12 protein-coding genes and 1 tRNA gene are annotated in these 14,193 nt (G+C 64.5%); 7 read left to right on the top strand and 6 right to left on the bottom strand.

Annotated features, from left to right (window positions below; translation table 11 throughout):
* The first annotated feature begins 49 nt into the window (after nt 1-49).
* The 6 genes from trmB (at nt 50) to ACYQ4Z_RS10260 (ending at nt 7,998) form a co-directional block, all read left to right on the top strand.
* On the top strand, nt 50-781 hold the full coding sequence (gene trmB / locus ACYQ4Z_RS10285; RefSeq protein WP_219972968.1) for a tRNA (guanosine(46)-N7)-methyltransferase TrmB: 732 nt from the start codon (nt 50-52) through the stop codon (nt 779-781).
* Between the two features lie 323 nt (nt 782-1,104).
* The gene (gene sppA / locus ACYQ4Z_RS10280; protein WP_459860959.1) at nt 1,105-2,961 is read left to right on the top strand and encodes a signal peptide peptidase SppA; all 1,857 of its coding nucleotides are present in this window, start codon (nt 1,105-1,107) and stop codon (nt 2,959-2,961) included.
* 24 nt (nt 2,962-2,985) lie between these two features.
* Nucleotides 2,986-3,546 (top strand): YqaA family protein, encoded by a 561-nt coding sequence (locus tag ACYQ4Z_RS10275; RefSeq protein ID WP_459860958.1) that lies wholly within the window; start codon nt 2,986-2,988, stop codon nt 3,544-3,546.
* Nucleotides 3,521-4,606, top strand: a complete 1,086-nt coding sequence (locus tag ACYQ4Z_RS10270; RefSeq protein WP_459860956.1) for an RsmB/NOP family class I SAM-dependent RNA methyltransferase — start codon at nt 3,521-3,523, stop codon at nt 4,604-4,606. The genes ACYQ4Z_RS10275 and ACYQ4Z_RS10270 overlap by 26 nt, the downstream gene beginning before the upstream one ends.
* A 66-nt stretch (nt 4,607-4,672) precedes the next feature.
* Nucleotides 4,673-5,569 (top strand): phosphate/phosphite/phosphonate ABC transporter substrate-binding protein, encoded by an 897-nt coding sequence (locus tag ACYQ4Z_RS10265; protein ID WP_119334234.1) that lies wholly within the window; start codon nt 4,673-4,675, stop codon nt 5,567-5,569.
* A complete protein-coding gene (locus ACYQ4Z_RS10260; RefSeq protein ID WP_459860954.1) occupies nt 5,566-7,998 on the top strand; it encodes a putative bifunctional diguanylate cyclase/phosphodiesterase in 2,433 nt (810 codons plus the stop codon). Before ACYQ4Z_RS10265 ends, ACYQ4Z_RS10260 begins: the two co-directional genes overlap by 4 nt.
* Here ACYQ4Z_RS10260 and ACYQ4Z_RS10255 read toward each other — a convergent pair.
* Together ACYQ4Z_RS10255 and ACYQ4Z_RS10250 are read right to left on the bottom strand one after the other, a co-directional pair.
* The gene (locus ACYQ4Z_RS10255; RefSeq protein ID WP_233468081.1) at nt 7,995-8,555 is read right to left on the bottom strand and encodes a UbiX family flavin prenyltransferase; all 561 of its coding nucleotides are present in this window, start codon (nt 8,553-8,555) and stop codon (nt 7,995-7,997) included. The genes ACYQ4Z_RS10260 and ACYQ4Z_RS10255 overlap by 4 nt on opposite strands.
* Nucleotides 8,556-8,559: 4 nt before the next feature.
* Nucleotides 8,560-8,635, bottom strand: a tRNA-Arg gene (locus tag ACYQ4Z_RS10250).
* A gap of 106 nt (nt 8,636-8,741) precedes the next feature.
* On the opposite strand from ACYQ4Z_RS10250, the gene ACYQ4Z_RS10245 reads away from it, so the two are divergent.
* Nucleotides 8,742-9,164: a c-type cytochrome gene (locus tag ACYQ4Z_RS10245; RefSeq protein WP_459860953.1), complete on the top strand. Its 423-nt coding sequence runs from the start codon at nt 8,742-8,744 to the stop codon at nt 9,162-9,164.
* 109 nt (nt 9,165-9,273) lie between these two features.
* On the opposite strand, the gene ACYQ4Z_RS10240 is transcribed toward ACYQ4Z_RS10245, so the two are convergent.
* The 4 genes from ACYQ4Z_RS10240 to ACYQ4Z_RS10225 are packed head-to-tail and all read right to left on the bottom strand — an operon-like array spanning nt 9,274 to nt 14,100.
* Nucleotides 9,274-11,274 carry a UvrD-helicase domain-containing protein gene (locus ACYQ4Z_RS10240; RefSeq protein ID WP_459860952.1) on the bottom strand — a complete coding sequence of 667 codons (2,001 nt, stop codon included), beginning with the start codon at nt 11,272-11,274 and terminating at the stop codon, nt 9,274-9,276.
* Nucleotides 11,275-11,280: 6 nt separating this feature from the next.
* The gene (gene lipA / locus ACYQ4Z_RS10235; RefSeq protein WP_459860951.1) at nt 11,281-12,297 is read right to left on the bottom strand and encodes a lipoyl synthase; all 1,017 of its coding nucleotides are present in this window, start codon (nt 12,295-12,297) and stop codon (nt 11,281-11,283) included.
* A gap of 40 nt (nt 12,298-12,337) precedes the next feature.
* Nucleotides 12,338-12,991: a lipoyl(octanoyl) transferase LipB gene (gene lipB / locus ACYQ4Z_RS10230; RefSeq protein WP_325162783.1), complete on the bottom strand. Its 654-nt coding sequence runs from the start codon at nt 12,989-12,991 to the stop codon at nt 12,338-12,340.
* A complete protein-coding gene (locus tag ACYQ4Z_RS10225; protein ID WP_459861026.1) occupies nt 12,988-14,100 on the bottom strand; it encodes a D-alanyl-D-alanine carboxypeptidase family protein in 1,113 nt (370 codons plus the stop codon). The genes lipB and ACYQ4Z_RS10225 overlap by 4 nt, the downstream gene beginning before the upstream one ends.
* Nucleotides 14,101-14,193 lie beyond the last annotated feature (93 nt).

Genomic DNA, 14,193 nt, shown 5'->3' with positions numbered 1-14,193 from the left:
ACCCTGATCCCCTGACCGCAGTCTTTCCTTTACCGCAGATGACGAAACGATGACCAAAACCCCGGAACGCCTGACGCAACGCTCGATCCGCACTTTCGTTTTGCGCCAAGGGCGCATGACCCCCAGCCAAAAAGAGGCGCTCGCCACCCTCTACCCCAAATGGGGCATTGCATGGGATCCCGACGCGCCGCTCGACTTCGCTGCGATCTTTGGCCGAACCGCCCCGGTCGTTCTCGAAATCGGCTCCGGGATGGGGGATGCTACCGCTGCGATCGCCGAAGCCAACCCCGACATCGACTTCCTCGCGGTCGAAGTGCACGGGCCAGGGGTCGGTAACCTCCTCAAACTGATCGAGGCGCGCGGACTCACCAACTTGCGGGTGCTGCGCCACGACGCGATCGAAGTCCTCGAACGCGTCATCCCCGAATCGTCGCTCTCGGCGATCCACCTCTTCTTCCCCGATCCGTGGCCGAAGAAACAGCACCATAAGCGCCGCATCGTGCAACCCGTGCTTGTCGCGCTGATGGTTTCGCGTCTCAAGCCCGGTGGCTATCTCCACTGCGCCACCGATTGGGAAGAGTACGCCCACTGGATGCGCGAAGTGCTCGACGCGGAGCCCCTGCTGACGAACGACTATCCCGCAAGCGCTTTTGCGCAGCCGCGACCCGCATGGCGGCCGCGCACCAAATTCGAACAGCGCGGGCAAAACCTCGGCCACCCCGTTTGGGACCTGGTCTATCGACGGCGCGCCGCGCCAGTCGATTCCTTACCCTCTGAGTAGTGACCGCAGCGGGGTTTCCGCAATGACCCAAGAGCACGACACCGGGGCGTAAAATGGAGAAAGGCACGGTCGAGGTACCTGACGTCTCGGACTTACTGGAGGTCGATACGATGTTGGCCGAACGCATCAGCAGTGCAGGTGCGCCTGAGCACCGCGGCCCGGGAAGAGATCGAGCGCTGGCTCGACCGGGTGCTCGACGCGCAAACGTTGGCAGAGCTGCTCGATGAGGAATAGCGCACACAAATTCTCCACCGCTGCGTTGAACCTCGAACACGACAACGGCGGCAACCACCTTTCTCTACCCACATAATGCCATTTGCCCCATGAAACCACTCATCTTGCTCTTCAAGGCGCTCCTGCTTTGGCCTATTCGCCTCATCGCGCGCCTTCTCGCGGTGCTCGAATGGATCGGGCGTGCGGTCCTGGGCGCGGTCGCGCTCGGCGTCGGCGTCGCGGTGGTGGTTGCGCTCCTCTTCGCGTGGCACGCCGCGCCACCTGCCGCGCCGGTGCTGCCCAGCCGTTTCGTGCTCGCGCTCACGCTCGACGCACCGCTCACCGAAACCCCGTCGCTCGAAACACCGTTGCCGCTTTGGGACGATCCGCAGCCGATCCATCTCGGCACCCTGCTGACCACGCTCGACAACGCCGCTGAAGACCCGCGCGTCGCGGCGGTCGCGCTCGACCTCAGCCGCTTTCCGGGCGCAAGCTACGCCCAACTCTCGGAACTGCGCGATGCGCTTGGGCGCCTGCGCCAAGCGGGCAAACCGGTCTTCGCCTTTGCCGACCGCTACGATCAGAAAAGCTATTTCCTCGCATCGGTGGCCGACACCGTGACGCTCGACCCCGAAGGATTCGTGCTCTTACCAGGATTGGCGCTGGAACCCACCTATTTCAAAGCAGCGCTCGACCGCGTCGGGATCACCGTCTATGCCTTCCGGGCGGGCCGGTACAAGTCGTTCGTTGAACCCTTCACCCGCACCTCGATGTCGGAAAGCGAAAAAAGCGCGGCAACCGACCTCATGCTCGGCCTGTGGGGCCAGATTCGCGACGCGATCGCTGCGGCACGCAAACGCCCAGCAACGGCAATCGAGCGCTACCACACTGCGTTCGACGAAATCCTGGCCGCGCACGATGGCGACGGCGCCGCAGCCGCGAAAGCGCAAGGGCTCGTCGATACCCTTGCTCCATTCACCGACTGGCAGACGCAGGTATTGACCGCAGCCCAGCTCGCCGATCGCGACCACGACTTCATCTCCTGGCAGCGCTACCACGCCGCGCACGAAGCGAAGCGCCTTTTGGCGAACGGCAATGGCGAAATTCGGGTGATCACGCTCGAAGGGACGATCACCGAAACGGACGACGGAAACGACGCGACCGCAAGCAGCGACCGGCTGGTGGCCGAACTCGAAGCGGCCCGTGACGACGACACGGTGCGCGCCGTGGTGCTGCGCATCGACTCGCCCGGGGGGAGCGCGTTTGCCGCCGAGCAGATCCGCCGCGCAGTGCGCGCGGTACGCGACGCCGGCAAGCCGGTGATCGCCAGTTTTGCGGGCGTTGCCGCATCGGGGGGTTACTGGGTTGCGAGCGCCGCCGACGCGATCGTCGCCCGCCCCGAGACGCTCACCGGGTCGATCGGCGTCTTCGCGCTCATTCCCAACGCCGCGCCCCTCATGGAAAAGCTCGACCTCACCACCGATGGCGTCCGTACGGGCCCCTTCGCCGCGCCGCTCGACCCGCGCCGGCCGCTCCCCGATGCGGTGCGCCGCGCACTCGACGCGTCGGTCGGCCACACCTACCGCCGTTTCCTTGCCGTGGTGAGCGAAGGGCGGGGGATCCCGCAAGCGGAGCTCGAGCCGGTCGCGGAAGGGCGGGTCTGGTTGGGCACCACTGCGGCAAAGCTTGGGCTGGTCGACCGCCTGGGCGGGTTGGAGACGGCGATCGCGCTCGCGCGCGAACGCGCCAACGCCCCAGACGCAGAAGTGCACTGGCCAACGTCGTCACTTGCGCCGCGCGAAGTGGTCCGTCGCCTTATTTTCGGCAGTGAAACGTCCGCTTTGGCACCACCGCTTGCCTGGCTCACTGCCCCCTTGCGGCCGCTTGCGCCGCTGTTGCGCTCGCTCACCGAACCTACTACGGCGCTGCCCCCGGTCTGGGCCCACTGCCTGTGTGTCGCGCCCTGATCGCCATCCATCGGAGCCGCTCAGATGATCGAAGAGACCCTCAAGAAAACCGTGATCGCGATCGTCGGCCTCCTGTTGCTCATGGGGGCGCTCGGCTGGGCCTTTCAAAAAGAGCTCGTCGCCGCGGCGGAATGGGTCGCGAACCATCTGGGTTTCCCTGGGATCGCGCTCGTGATCCTGATCGGCGATTCGTTCGTCCTGCCCTTTCCGCCCGATTCGATGCTGGTCGTCGTCAGCCGCAGCCATATGGCAGCCAACTGGTGGCTCTACGTTTTCGGCATCGGAGCGGTTTCGGCCTGGGCGGGTATCCAAGGTTATTTCATCGGCCGCTGGCTCGAACACTTTCCGACGCTCCACCGCGTCTTCGGCCGTTTTCGTGACGAGCACGGGCCGCAGCTGCGCAAATATGGCTTCTGGTGGGTCGTGCTCGGCGCCACCACGCCACTTCCCTTTTCGGTCACCACCTGGACCGCCGGGATGCTGCAACTGCCTTTGCTGCACGTGGCTGCCGCGTGTCTCTTTCGCATTCCGCGCTTCTTCGTCTATTACGGCGTAATCCATGCCGGACTTGGCCTCTTTTCCTGAACCGCTCGCGCCGTTCGTGGCGCGTCTGGAGGCCCTTACCGAGGCCCTCACTCTTCCGGAAGCAGCACGCGAAGCGTGGTGGGCGAGCTTTTGGGAACCGCAACCGCTTGCCGGACGAATCAACCCGTTACGCACCGCGCAAGGGGAACCGGAGCCAGACGGCGAAGCGGTGACCCGCGCCGCCGCAACCTTCGCGCTGCCGATTCGCCCCGCTTTTGCCGCAGGCGCCCCGCTGCCCCATCCGCTGGCCGCGTGGAGTTTCGTTGCCGAACCCGACGCCCGCGCCACGCTCACCCACAGCGCCCCGTTTCAGGACGGCACGATCACGCTGCAAAGCCTCTCCAGTCAATGGGCCGTCTGGTTGCTCGATCCGCAGCCGGGAGAAGAAGTGCTCGACCTCGCCGCGGCACCTGGCGGCAAAACCGCGCTGATTGCCGCGGCGATCGCCAACCGCGGACGCATCGCAGCGGTAGAAGCGGTGAAACCGCGCTACTTCAAACTCCGCGCGGAACTGGCGCGGCTGGGGGTCACCTGTGCGCAGACCTACCTCGCGGACGGGCGCACCATCGGGCACAAAACGCCGCAGCGCTTCGCGCGCGTCCTTTTGGACGCCCCGTGTTCGTCGGAAGCGCGCATCCGTTTTGCGGCCCCCGACACCTGGCAGCACTGGAAACCGCGCAAGGTGCGCGAAGCCGCGCGCAAGCAGCTCGCGCTCCTACGCGCCGCGTGGCAGGCACTCGCCCCGGGCGGCACGCTCGTCTACAGCACCTGCAGCTACGCGCCAGAAGAGAACGAATGGGTGGTCGCACAGCTCCTTGCCGAAGCCCCAGAGGCCGAAGTCGTACCCCCCCGCTGGTCGCCCCCGTGCGCGATACCGGGACTTGCGTCGGACGCGATTCCCGCGACCTGCTCGCCACGCCGTCTCCCAGATCTCACTCCTGCGCATGCGGCGCAGCTCGGCCATACCCGCCGCGTGTTGCCCGCGCAAGGCTTCACTGGGTTCTTTGCCGCGGTGCTCTTCAAACACCACCAAACCCTTGCCGATGACGCCCACGCGTAAGCAAATGGAACCACCCAGTTGGTGCTAGAATCGCACCGTCGATGCTCCGCACGAAAGGGGCTACCCATGGCCACTGTTCGCGAACCGACGACTGCATCCACTCCCCTCCGGCCCCGCCGCAACCTCCTGCGCGCGCTGGGTGCACTGTTCGTGACCACGGCCACGGCACCCTTTCCGGTGCGTTCGCGCTCGTCCGACCCACCCCTGGTTTTTGGTGTCGTACCCTACCTTTCCGCGCGCAAACTCGCCCAACTCTACGAACCGATCCGCGCCTGGTTCGCCGCGACCTTGGCGCAACCCGTGACGCTCGAATCGGCGCCCGACTATCGGGCGCACTTCGCCCGCACCGCGGGCGGTGAGTACGACTTCATCGCCACCAGCCCCTACTTCGGTCGCATCGCGCAGCAACGCCACGGCATGGTGGGACTGGCTCGCCCCTCGACCCCGTTGGAGCCGCTTCTCATCGTGTTGCCGCAAAGCCCGATTCGCACCCTCTCCGACCTCAAGGGACGGAAAATCGCGACCAGTGACCCGTGGGCCAACCTCACGTTGGCGGCACGTCGCCTCTTTCGCGAGCAAGGATGGGTAATCGGGCGGGATCTCTATCTCGAACCCACGGGCAGCCATGCGAACTCGTTCGCCCATCTCCAACAAGGTCTTGCCGACGCTGCCGTCGTTTCGGTCACCGCGATCACGCAGCTCAACTTGGCGGCAGACCGTTACCGCATCCTGTATCGCTTTCCGCCATCGCCACCGCTCCTCTATCTCGCCCACCGCCGTTTGGGCGAATCCCGCCTCGCGCAGTTGCGCCGTGCGCTCCTTGCCTGGAGCGCACAGGAAGGGCAAGCAGTCTTCGCGCGGCTGGGGCACGGCACCTTGCAACCCATCACCGACGCGGACTGGGACGCGCTCGACCCGTTCGTCGCCGATTTCGATCAACTCGTCGCTGGCGGGCACGCATGAACCTACCGATCTTTCGTCGTTCGCTCTTCAGCCGCTGGGTTCCGTGGCTCCTCCTCGTGCAGCTGCTGCTCTTTGCCGCATTCGGCGCTTTTTTTTGGCGTGAAGCGCAAAGCGCCGCGAACACGTTGGCGTTGCAACGGCTGCACACCCTCCAACTCGAACTGGCCGCGGCACTCCAAGGTCCGCTCCTGGAGCACGACATCCCCACGCTGCGTGAGATTGCCGAAGCATTGGTTCAAAACGGCGAAATCGCCTATTTGGCGATCTTCGACGGCGCGGACGAACGCTTGGTGCTCGTGGGCGCATCTGCCGAAACGTCGCTTCCTGACGGGAAAACCCTAGCAGCACTCTCTGCGGCCGAAACGAGGTTGCCGAACCGTTTCGACGTCCGCCTGCCGCTCATCAGTGGTGCCGTGCAGGTAGGGTACTCGCCCCAACCCCTCATCGGTCTGATCGATCGCCTCGCCGAAACGGGAATCCTCGTGATCGGGGGTACGACGCTACTTACGTTCGCGCTCTATCTCGGCTTTTTCTTTCGCGTCGCGAAACGCTTGGGCGCAATCGAGCGTACTGCGGAACAGATTGCCGCAGGGAACCTCTGTATCCGAGCCCCCGAAGGCACGCACGACGAAATCGCGCGCCTGGGCAACGCGTTCAACCGCATGGCCGACGAACTGGCCGAACGCCTGACGGCATTGACCATTGCCGAGCGCGAAACCGAAGCGACGCTCGACACCCTCGAAGCCGAGCATGCGCAACTCACGGCACTACTCGAAGCGATGCGTCTCGGTGTTTTGCTGGTCGATACCTCCGACCGCGTGGTCTTCGCCAACAGCGCGCTGCGGCGTCTCTGGCACATCCCTGCCGAAGCATCGCTCGTGGGACAGAACGCGCGGGACGTAATGCGGCTCAGCGACACCCTCTGCGCCGAACCGGACCACTTCTCCCAATTGCTCCTCACGGTACCCGGTACGCAAGAGATCTCCGACAGCACCGAGATCCACCTCATCGACGGACGCATCCTGCTGCAACTCTGTTTCCCGGTGCGCGACAGCCACCAACGGTTGATCGGTCGCCTCTGGCTCTATGAGGACATCACCCGCGAACGCCGCTCTGCCGAACAGCTCATCTATCTGGCCGAACGGGATGGACTCACCGGACTTTACAACCGGCGACGGTTTGCCGAACTGCTGGAAGAGAAACTCAACGAAGCGCTCCGCCAACGTCGTACAGCCGCGCTCCTGCTCTTTGACATCGACGAATTCAAACAGCTCAACGACACCTTCGGACATCGCGCCGGCGACGCGCTCCTGGCGCGCATCGCCAGCGAACTCACCGCGATCACCCGCAGCAACGAGATCGTCGGGCGGCTGGGTGGCGACGAATTCGCGATCTTGTTGCCCGCCTACCAAAACCGCAGCGAACCTCAGCAGCTTGCGGAGCGGATCATCCGCGCCCTGGCGCGCATTCCGTTCGACTTCGACGGGCAGCGGATCGGGATCACGGTGAGCCTTGGCGTTGCCCTTTTCCCAGAACATGGGAGCAACCCAGACGAGCTCGTCGTCGCGGCCGACATCGCGATGTATCAGGCGAAAAACGCGGGACGCAACACCTGGCGGTGCTACAGCACCGACGCCTTCGCAGCAGGAAGCCCCACCCAACTCAACTGGAACCAGCGGATCGAACAGGCACTTGCCGAAGGGTTGTTCGAGCTCCATTATCAGGGGGTGTTTCGTCTGGACGGAACGCTGACCCACGTCGAAGCACTCATTCGCATGCGCGACCCCGAAGACCCCACGCGTCTGGTTTCCCCGACCCATTTCATCCCCGCTGCCGAAAAGAGTGGGAAGATTCGCGAGATCGATCGCTGGGTGATCGAACACGCATTACAGACACTCAGCGAGTACCGCGACGCGCCACGCATCGCAGTGAACCTTTCGGGCCGCACGCTCTCCGACCCTGGGTTTGCGATGTGGCTGGAAAACCGATGGCACCAAGCCCCGCCGCACGCCCGGCGACTGCTCTTCGAGATCACCGAAACCGCAGCGATCGGCGACCTCCAAGAGGCGATCCGCTTTGCCCATCTGGTGCATAAACTCGGTGCGGCGCTCTGCCTCGACGATTTCGGTACCGGTTTCAGCTCCTTCAGCTATCTCAAATACATCCCGGCCGATGTCGTCAAAATCGACGGGCAATTCATTCGTGACCTCACTCAGGACGAAAGCAACCGCCTGATCGTGCGTGCGATTGCCGAAGTGGCACGTGGGCTGGGCAAAACCACGGTCGCGGAATTCGTCGAAGATCAAGAGACGCTCGATCTGCTCAAGCGGCTGGGAATCGATGCGGCGCAAGGGTACCATCTGGGCAAACCGACCCCGACACCGCCGCAGTGCCGCGACAGCGCCGGGACAGCGCTGTCACACCCCTAGCTCGTCCCCCCCGACCACCGCACTGCATTCGGATGGGACCACCCCAGAAGGTCGAGCACCCGGCACGCGAATTGATCGGCTGCGGCTTCGATCGTCGTCACCCCCGCGTAAAAGGCCGGCACCGGGGGCATCACCACTGCGCCCGCTTCGGTGGCAAGCATCATGTTGCGCAGATGCACGAGCGAAAGCGGCGTTTCGCGCACCGCGAGCACCAGACGCCGCCGCTCTTTGAGCGTTACTTCGGCGGCGCGCGTAATGAGGTTGTCGGAAAAACCGTGCGCCACCGCGGCAAGCGTCTTCATGCTGCAGGGGATGATTACCATGCCCGCTGTGGGAAAAGAGCCGCTCGCAAGCGGTGCGGCGAGATCGTCGTGGCGATAGATGGTGTCGGCAAGCGTGGTCCAGTCGCGGCGCTTTTTGCCCAGTTCCAGTTGTGCCGTGAGGAGCGCTGCGGGCGACAGGATCAGGTGCAGTTCGATTTCGGCCACTTCCCGCGCGCGCAGCAGGAACCGCTCCGCGAGGATCGCACCGGAAGCGCCAGTCACGGCAACAATCAAACGATGGCGCGCCCGGCAGGAATCGAACCTGCGACCTTTGGCTTCGGAGGCCAACGCTCTATCCACTGAGCTACGGGCGCCTGTACTGCGTGAAGCGCGCATGATAGCACAGATTCGGCAAGACGCATCAGCCCTGCGTTATAATCGATGCATCCAATTGTCATTTCCCGTATCAAGGACGATACCATGCATCGCATCGCACGCCTTTTCCTGGCAGTTGGCGCAACCACGCTGGCGGTTGCCTGTTCCCAGGAACAGAAACCCGACGAAAACGCCACGCTCGCGGCGATCTTGCCGGTTGCGCAGGTCAACCTCAAGTTCCAAACGGTCGAACCCGGCAAGCGCACCGGCGAGCAGATCTACCAGGCGGTCTGTAAGAGCTGCCACGAATCGGGTGCGCTCGGCAGCCCCAAAACGGGCGATACCGCAGCGTGGGCACCGCGCATCGCCAAAGGGTTCGACGCACTCATCCACAGCGCGACGAACGGGATTGGGCAGATGCCGCCCAAAGGGGGCGCCGCGGACCTCACCGACGCCGAGATCGCGCGTGCAGTGGCCTATCTGGCCAACCAGGCCGGCGCGAACTTCACGCCGCCGCCTGTGGAGTGACGGCACGCGGCGCAAACGGCGCGCGTCTGGTAGTACCCATACTGCACGTGACCTCATGAAGCCGCTCGCGGGCTAGCGGCTGAGCACTGCGCCTGCCCGTTCCCAATCGCTACTCGTCGGCAACTGCGGGCGCCCGTTCCAACAGCGCCCGCAATTGCGCAAGCCGCGCTTTCGCCTCTTCTTTCGGTACGGGGTGATCGCGACCTTTCACGGTCACGCCGTCGCTCCCCATCTCGGCGATGAAGCGTGAGGACTCGACGCTGCGCCACTCTTTACCGTCGCGTCGTTTTTCGCAGTAGGTGATCGTGAGCGTGCGCTGCGCGCGCGTGATCCCGACGTACATCAGGCGCCGCTCCTCTTCGATGTCTCCGGCGTCGATGCTCGACTGGTGCGGCAACAGCCCTTCTTCCACCCCCACCAGAAAGACGTGGGGGAACTCCAACCCCTTTGCGGCGTGCAGCGTCGCCAGTTGCACCGCGTCGGGCGTTTCGTCGTCGCGCTCGAGCCGCGCAATCAGCGTGATCGTCTGCACGATGTTCAAAAGATCGGCGCCGTCCGCTTCGCCGCGCCGCTCGATCCAGCCCAGAAACTCGCCGAGCGAACGGGTGCGCTGTTCCGCTTCGCGGGGTTCCATCGTGGTCAAGTAGTGGTCGTCGAGACCGACCGCAGCAAAGAGCTCCCGCACCACCCGACCCGCAGGTTCGCGTTCGGCCCGGTAGCGAAAACGGTTGAGGAACGCCGCGAATTCGCGCATCGCCGCCAGCGGCGCTGCAGGCACATGCGCCTCGGCACCGGTCTCAAAGAGCGCGGCAAAGAGGCTCGAATGGCGCGCGCCCGCATAACGGGAAAGCGCTTCCAAGCTCGTTGCCCCGACGCCACGGCGCGGCGTGGTGATCGCCCGCACGAACGCCGGATCGTCGTCCTCGTTCACCAGCAGCCGCAAATAGGCCATCGCGTCGCGGATTTCGGTACGGTCGAAAAATGATCCCCCGCCCGAAATCACATAGGGAATCCGGTGGGCCCGGAGCGCCTGTTCGAAGAGGCGCGCCTGGTGGTTGCCCCGGTAGAGGATCGCGAAGTCGGACCATTTCGCACCCAGCTCGAAACGCTTCGCGTCGAGCGTTGCCACCACCCACTCTGCTTCGGCTTCGGGGTCGCGACACGGGCGGACCACGATCGGACTGCCCACCCCGTGCAACGACCAGAGCCGTTTCACGAAGAGTTTGTCGTTGCTCGCGATCAGCGTGTTCGCGGCGTTGAGGATCGTGCGGGTGCTGCGGTAGTTCTGCTCCAGCTTGATCACCTTGAGCTGCGGGTAGTCGGTTTGCAACAGGCGCAGGTTCTCGACGTCGGCGCCACGCCACGCGTAGATCGCCTGGTCGTCGTCGCCCACCGCGGTGAAGGCGCCACGCACGCCAGCGAGCGCGCGCAACAACCGATACTGGGTGCGGTTGGTATCCTGGTACTCGTCGACCAGCAGATAGCGCAGCCGCCGTTGCCACGCTTCGCGCGCCTCTGGGTCGCGTTCGAAGAGCAATAGTGGCTTCAAGATGAGATCGTCGAAATCGACCGCATGATACGCCGCCAGTGCCCGTTCGTAGTCGCGATAGACGCGCGCCGCCTGAGTGGTGCGCTCGTCGTTGGCCAGCGCTTCCGCGGCATCGGGCAAAACCCCTTGGTTCTTCCACTGCGAGATTTGCCCCTGCAGCGCTTGGAGCCACCCGCGGTCCGCCTCCTGCACCAATTCGGACAAAAGCGTACGCACGTCCGTGGGATCGAGGATCGAAAAGCGCGGTTTCAACGCAAGCCGCGCGCTTTCCGCACGCAGGATTTGCACCCCGAGCGCGTGAAAGGTGCAGACGGTCAGTCCCGAAGGCGCCCGCCCGCCCAGAAGGCTGGCCACACGCTCCTGCATCTCGCGCGCCGCTTTGTTGGTGAAGGTAATCGCAGCGATGTGGCGCGGCGCGAACCCAGCCGTCTCGATCAAATAGGCAATCTTGTGGGTGATCACCCGCGTCTTGCCGCTACCTGCGCCCGCAAGCACCAGACACGGCCCGTCGAGATACCGGACGGCCTCCTGCTGGGCGGGGTTGAGTCCGTCAAGCCGCACCGCGCGTCACCCCGCGTGGGAAGGGGGCGACTCGGCTACGCGCGCCTGCGCAGGGAGGGACGCCCCATCCCGGGTCACCACTCCGGCCGCTTCCGCTTGCCGGTCCGCCCAATAGGAGGAGCGCACCATCGGACCGCACGCGGCGTGCATGAAACCCATCGCGAGCGCCTCGCGTTCGAACGCGGCAAAGGTCTCAGGCGCGACGAAACGCTCGACGGGCAGATGGGCCGCAGAGGGCTGCAGGTATTGACCGATCGTGAGCATCTCACAGTCGTGCGCGCGCAGGTCCCGCATCACCGCTAGGATCTCTTCGTCGGTTTCCCCCAACCCCACCATCAACCCGGACTTGGTGACCACGTTCGGATAGCGGGCCTTGAATTCGGCCAGAAGGCGCATGGAATGGGCGTAATCGGCCCCGGGCCGCGCAGCGCGATAGAGACGGGGAACGGTTTCCAGATTGTGGTTCATCACGTCGGGAAGCGCCGCGGCAAATGCGGTGAGTGCCCGATCCATCCGACCGCGGAAATCGGGAACCAGCACTTCGATCCGCGTGGCCGGGCTCGCTTCCCGAATCGCCGCGATGCAGCGCACGAACTGTTCCGCACCGCCATCGGGCAGGTCGTCCCGGTCGACGCTCGTGATCACCACATAGCGCAGCCCCAACGCCGCGACCGTGCGGGCCAGCCGTTCCGGCTCTTGCGGGTCGGGTGGCAGCGGTCGCCCGTGCGCGACGTCACAGAAGGGGCAGCGACGGGTACAGATATCGCCAAGAATCATGAAGGTGGCGGTTCCCTTGCCGAAACATTCGTGGATGTTCGGGCAAGTGGCCTCTTCGCACACCGTGTGCAGCCCCTGCGCGCGCAAAATCTCCTTCACTCGGTGGAACCGTTCGAGTGACGTCCCCGCCGGTAAGCGCGTTCGGATCCACTCCGGTTTCGCCAGTTTCGGTTTGGGCACGATCTTCACAGGAATGCGCGCCGTCTTTTCGGCGCTGCGCAATTTCACCCCGGGTTGCAAAGCCATCGTCTCTTCCTTTTTTCTGAGTCAAGCCGCGCTGCGGTCATCAGATCGCTGGCGGCGCACACCACGTCCAATTCCCCGACGGAAGATAATCGGCAAGCGCCTCTGCCGCGGCAGTGAGCGGCGGGTTCCACCCCCAATCGGCGGTGCGCGTCACCGCCAACCCGGGGTAACCACACGGATCGATGCGGGCAAACGGTTCCAGATCGTTCGCAACGTTGAGGCTCAAGCCGTGGTAACACCGCCCGTGACGCACTTTGAGTCCCAACGCCGCAATCTTCGCCCCGTCGACATAGACGCCCGGCGCACCCGGTTTGCGTTCGCCGCGAATCCCGTGATCCGCAAGCAAGCGAATCACCGCTTCCTCAAGGAGCGCCACCAACGCCCGAACGGTGAGGCCACGGCGGCGCAGATCCCAGAGGGTGTAGACCACGAGCTGTCCCGGACCGTGCCAGGTCACCTGTCCTCCGCGATCGCAACGCACCACTGGGGTGCCACTTGCGCGCGCCGCGGGGGTGAGGTGGGTTTCGCGGCCCGCAAGCCCTAGGGTATAGACGGGATCGTGTTCGACGCACCACAGCCAATCGGGGCTCGCGTCGTCACACGCTGCGGTATAGGCCTGCATCCGCCGCCACATCGCTTCGTACGGCACTCTGCCCCACCACGCCGCGTAGTGGGTTTCGTCGCGTAGGGTCACCGCTGCCAAAGGCTCTGCCACCACAAGGTGAGGGCATCGACGGTACGCCCCCACCAGCCAGCTTGGGGAACGCCCTCGAGCGCCACCACAGGAACCGAACGCCGTACCTCGCCATCGACGACGATATCGATTCGCCCCACCTGCTGCCCCGCTTCGACGGGGGCGATCAGCGGTTGCTGCCCGACGAAATGGGCCGTGGCTTTCGTGACTGCGTCACGGGGCAGCGTCACGACGACGTCATCCGGCGACCCCACCGCCACTTCGGGTTGCACCCCTTGCCAGACGCGAAGCTTCGCGACGGGCTCCTGTCCTTTCGCGACACGGAAATGGGCAAAGTTCTGGAAGCCGTAATTGAGCAGTTTCAGCGACGCCTCGACCCGCTGCGCGTCCGAGTCGCTGCCCAGCGTCACTGCGATCAATCGCCGGCCGTCCCGCTCCGCGGAGGAAAGCAGACAATAACCCGCGCTTTCGGTATGCCCCGTCTTGATCCCATCGACGGTGGGTTCGAGCCACAACAAGCGATTGCGGTTGGGTTGACGAATACCGTTGTAGGTAAATTCTTTCTCTTTGAAGAGCGCGTATTCCTTCGGAAAATCGCGAATCAGCGCGCGCGCCAGAAGCGCGAGATCGCGCGCCGTGGTCTTGTGTTCGGGGTCGGGCCAGCCCGATGCGTCGACGAAATGGGTATTCGTCATCCCCAACCGTTTCGCGGTTTGGTTCATCATCGCCACGAACGCCTCCTCTGTGCCCGCAACCGCTTCGGCAAGCGCCACGGCGGCGTCGTTTCCCGATGCGACGATCAAGCCGCGCAGCAACTCCTCGACGGTTGGCTGGTGCCGCGGTTCGATGAACATCCGCGACCCCCCCATCTTCCACGCTTTTTCCGAAACAGGGACCCGCTGATCCCACTTGAGACGTCCATCGCGCAACGCTTCGAAGACGAGATACGCGGTCATCACTTTGGTGATCGACGCTGGCTCTGCGGCTTCGTCAGCGCCCTGCTCCGCCAACACTTCACCGGTGGTGAAATCGAGCAAGAACCACCGTTTCGCTGGCAGCTGGATCGACACCGCGTGCGCCGCCGTCGCTACCAACAACAGAAACCCCATCATCCCTTTGACAACCGCTGATCGCACCGCTCTTTTCTCCTTGTGATGAAGCCGTTGGACACCAAAGCCGAAGTGTACCGCTTTTTGCCCGCC

It is taken from the genome of Hydrogenophilus hirschii, assembly GCF_054656675.1.
Note: the sequence above shows the minus strand (reverse complement) of the source record. Positions and strands in the feature narration are given on the sequence as shown.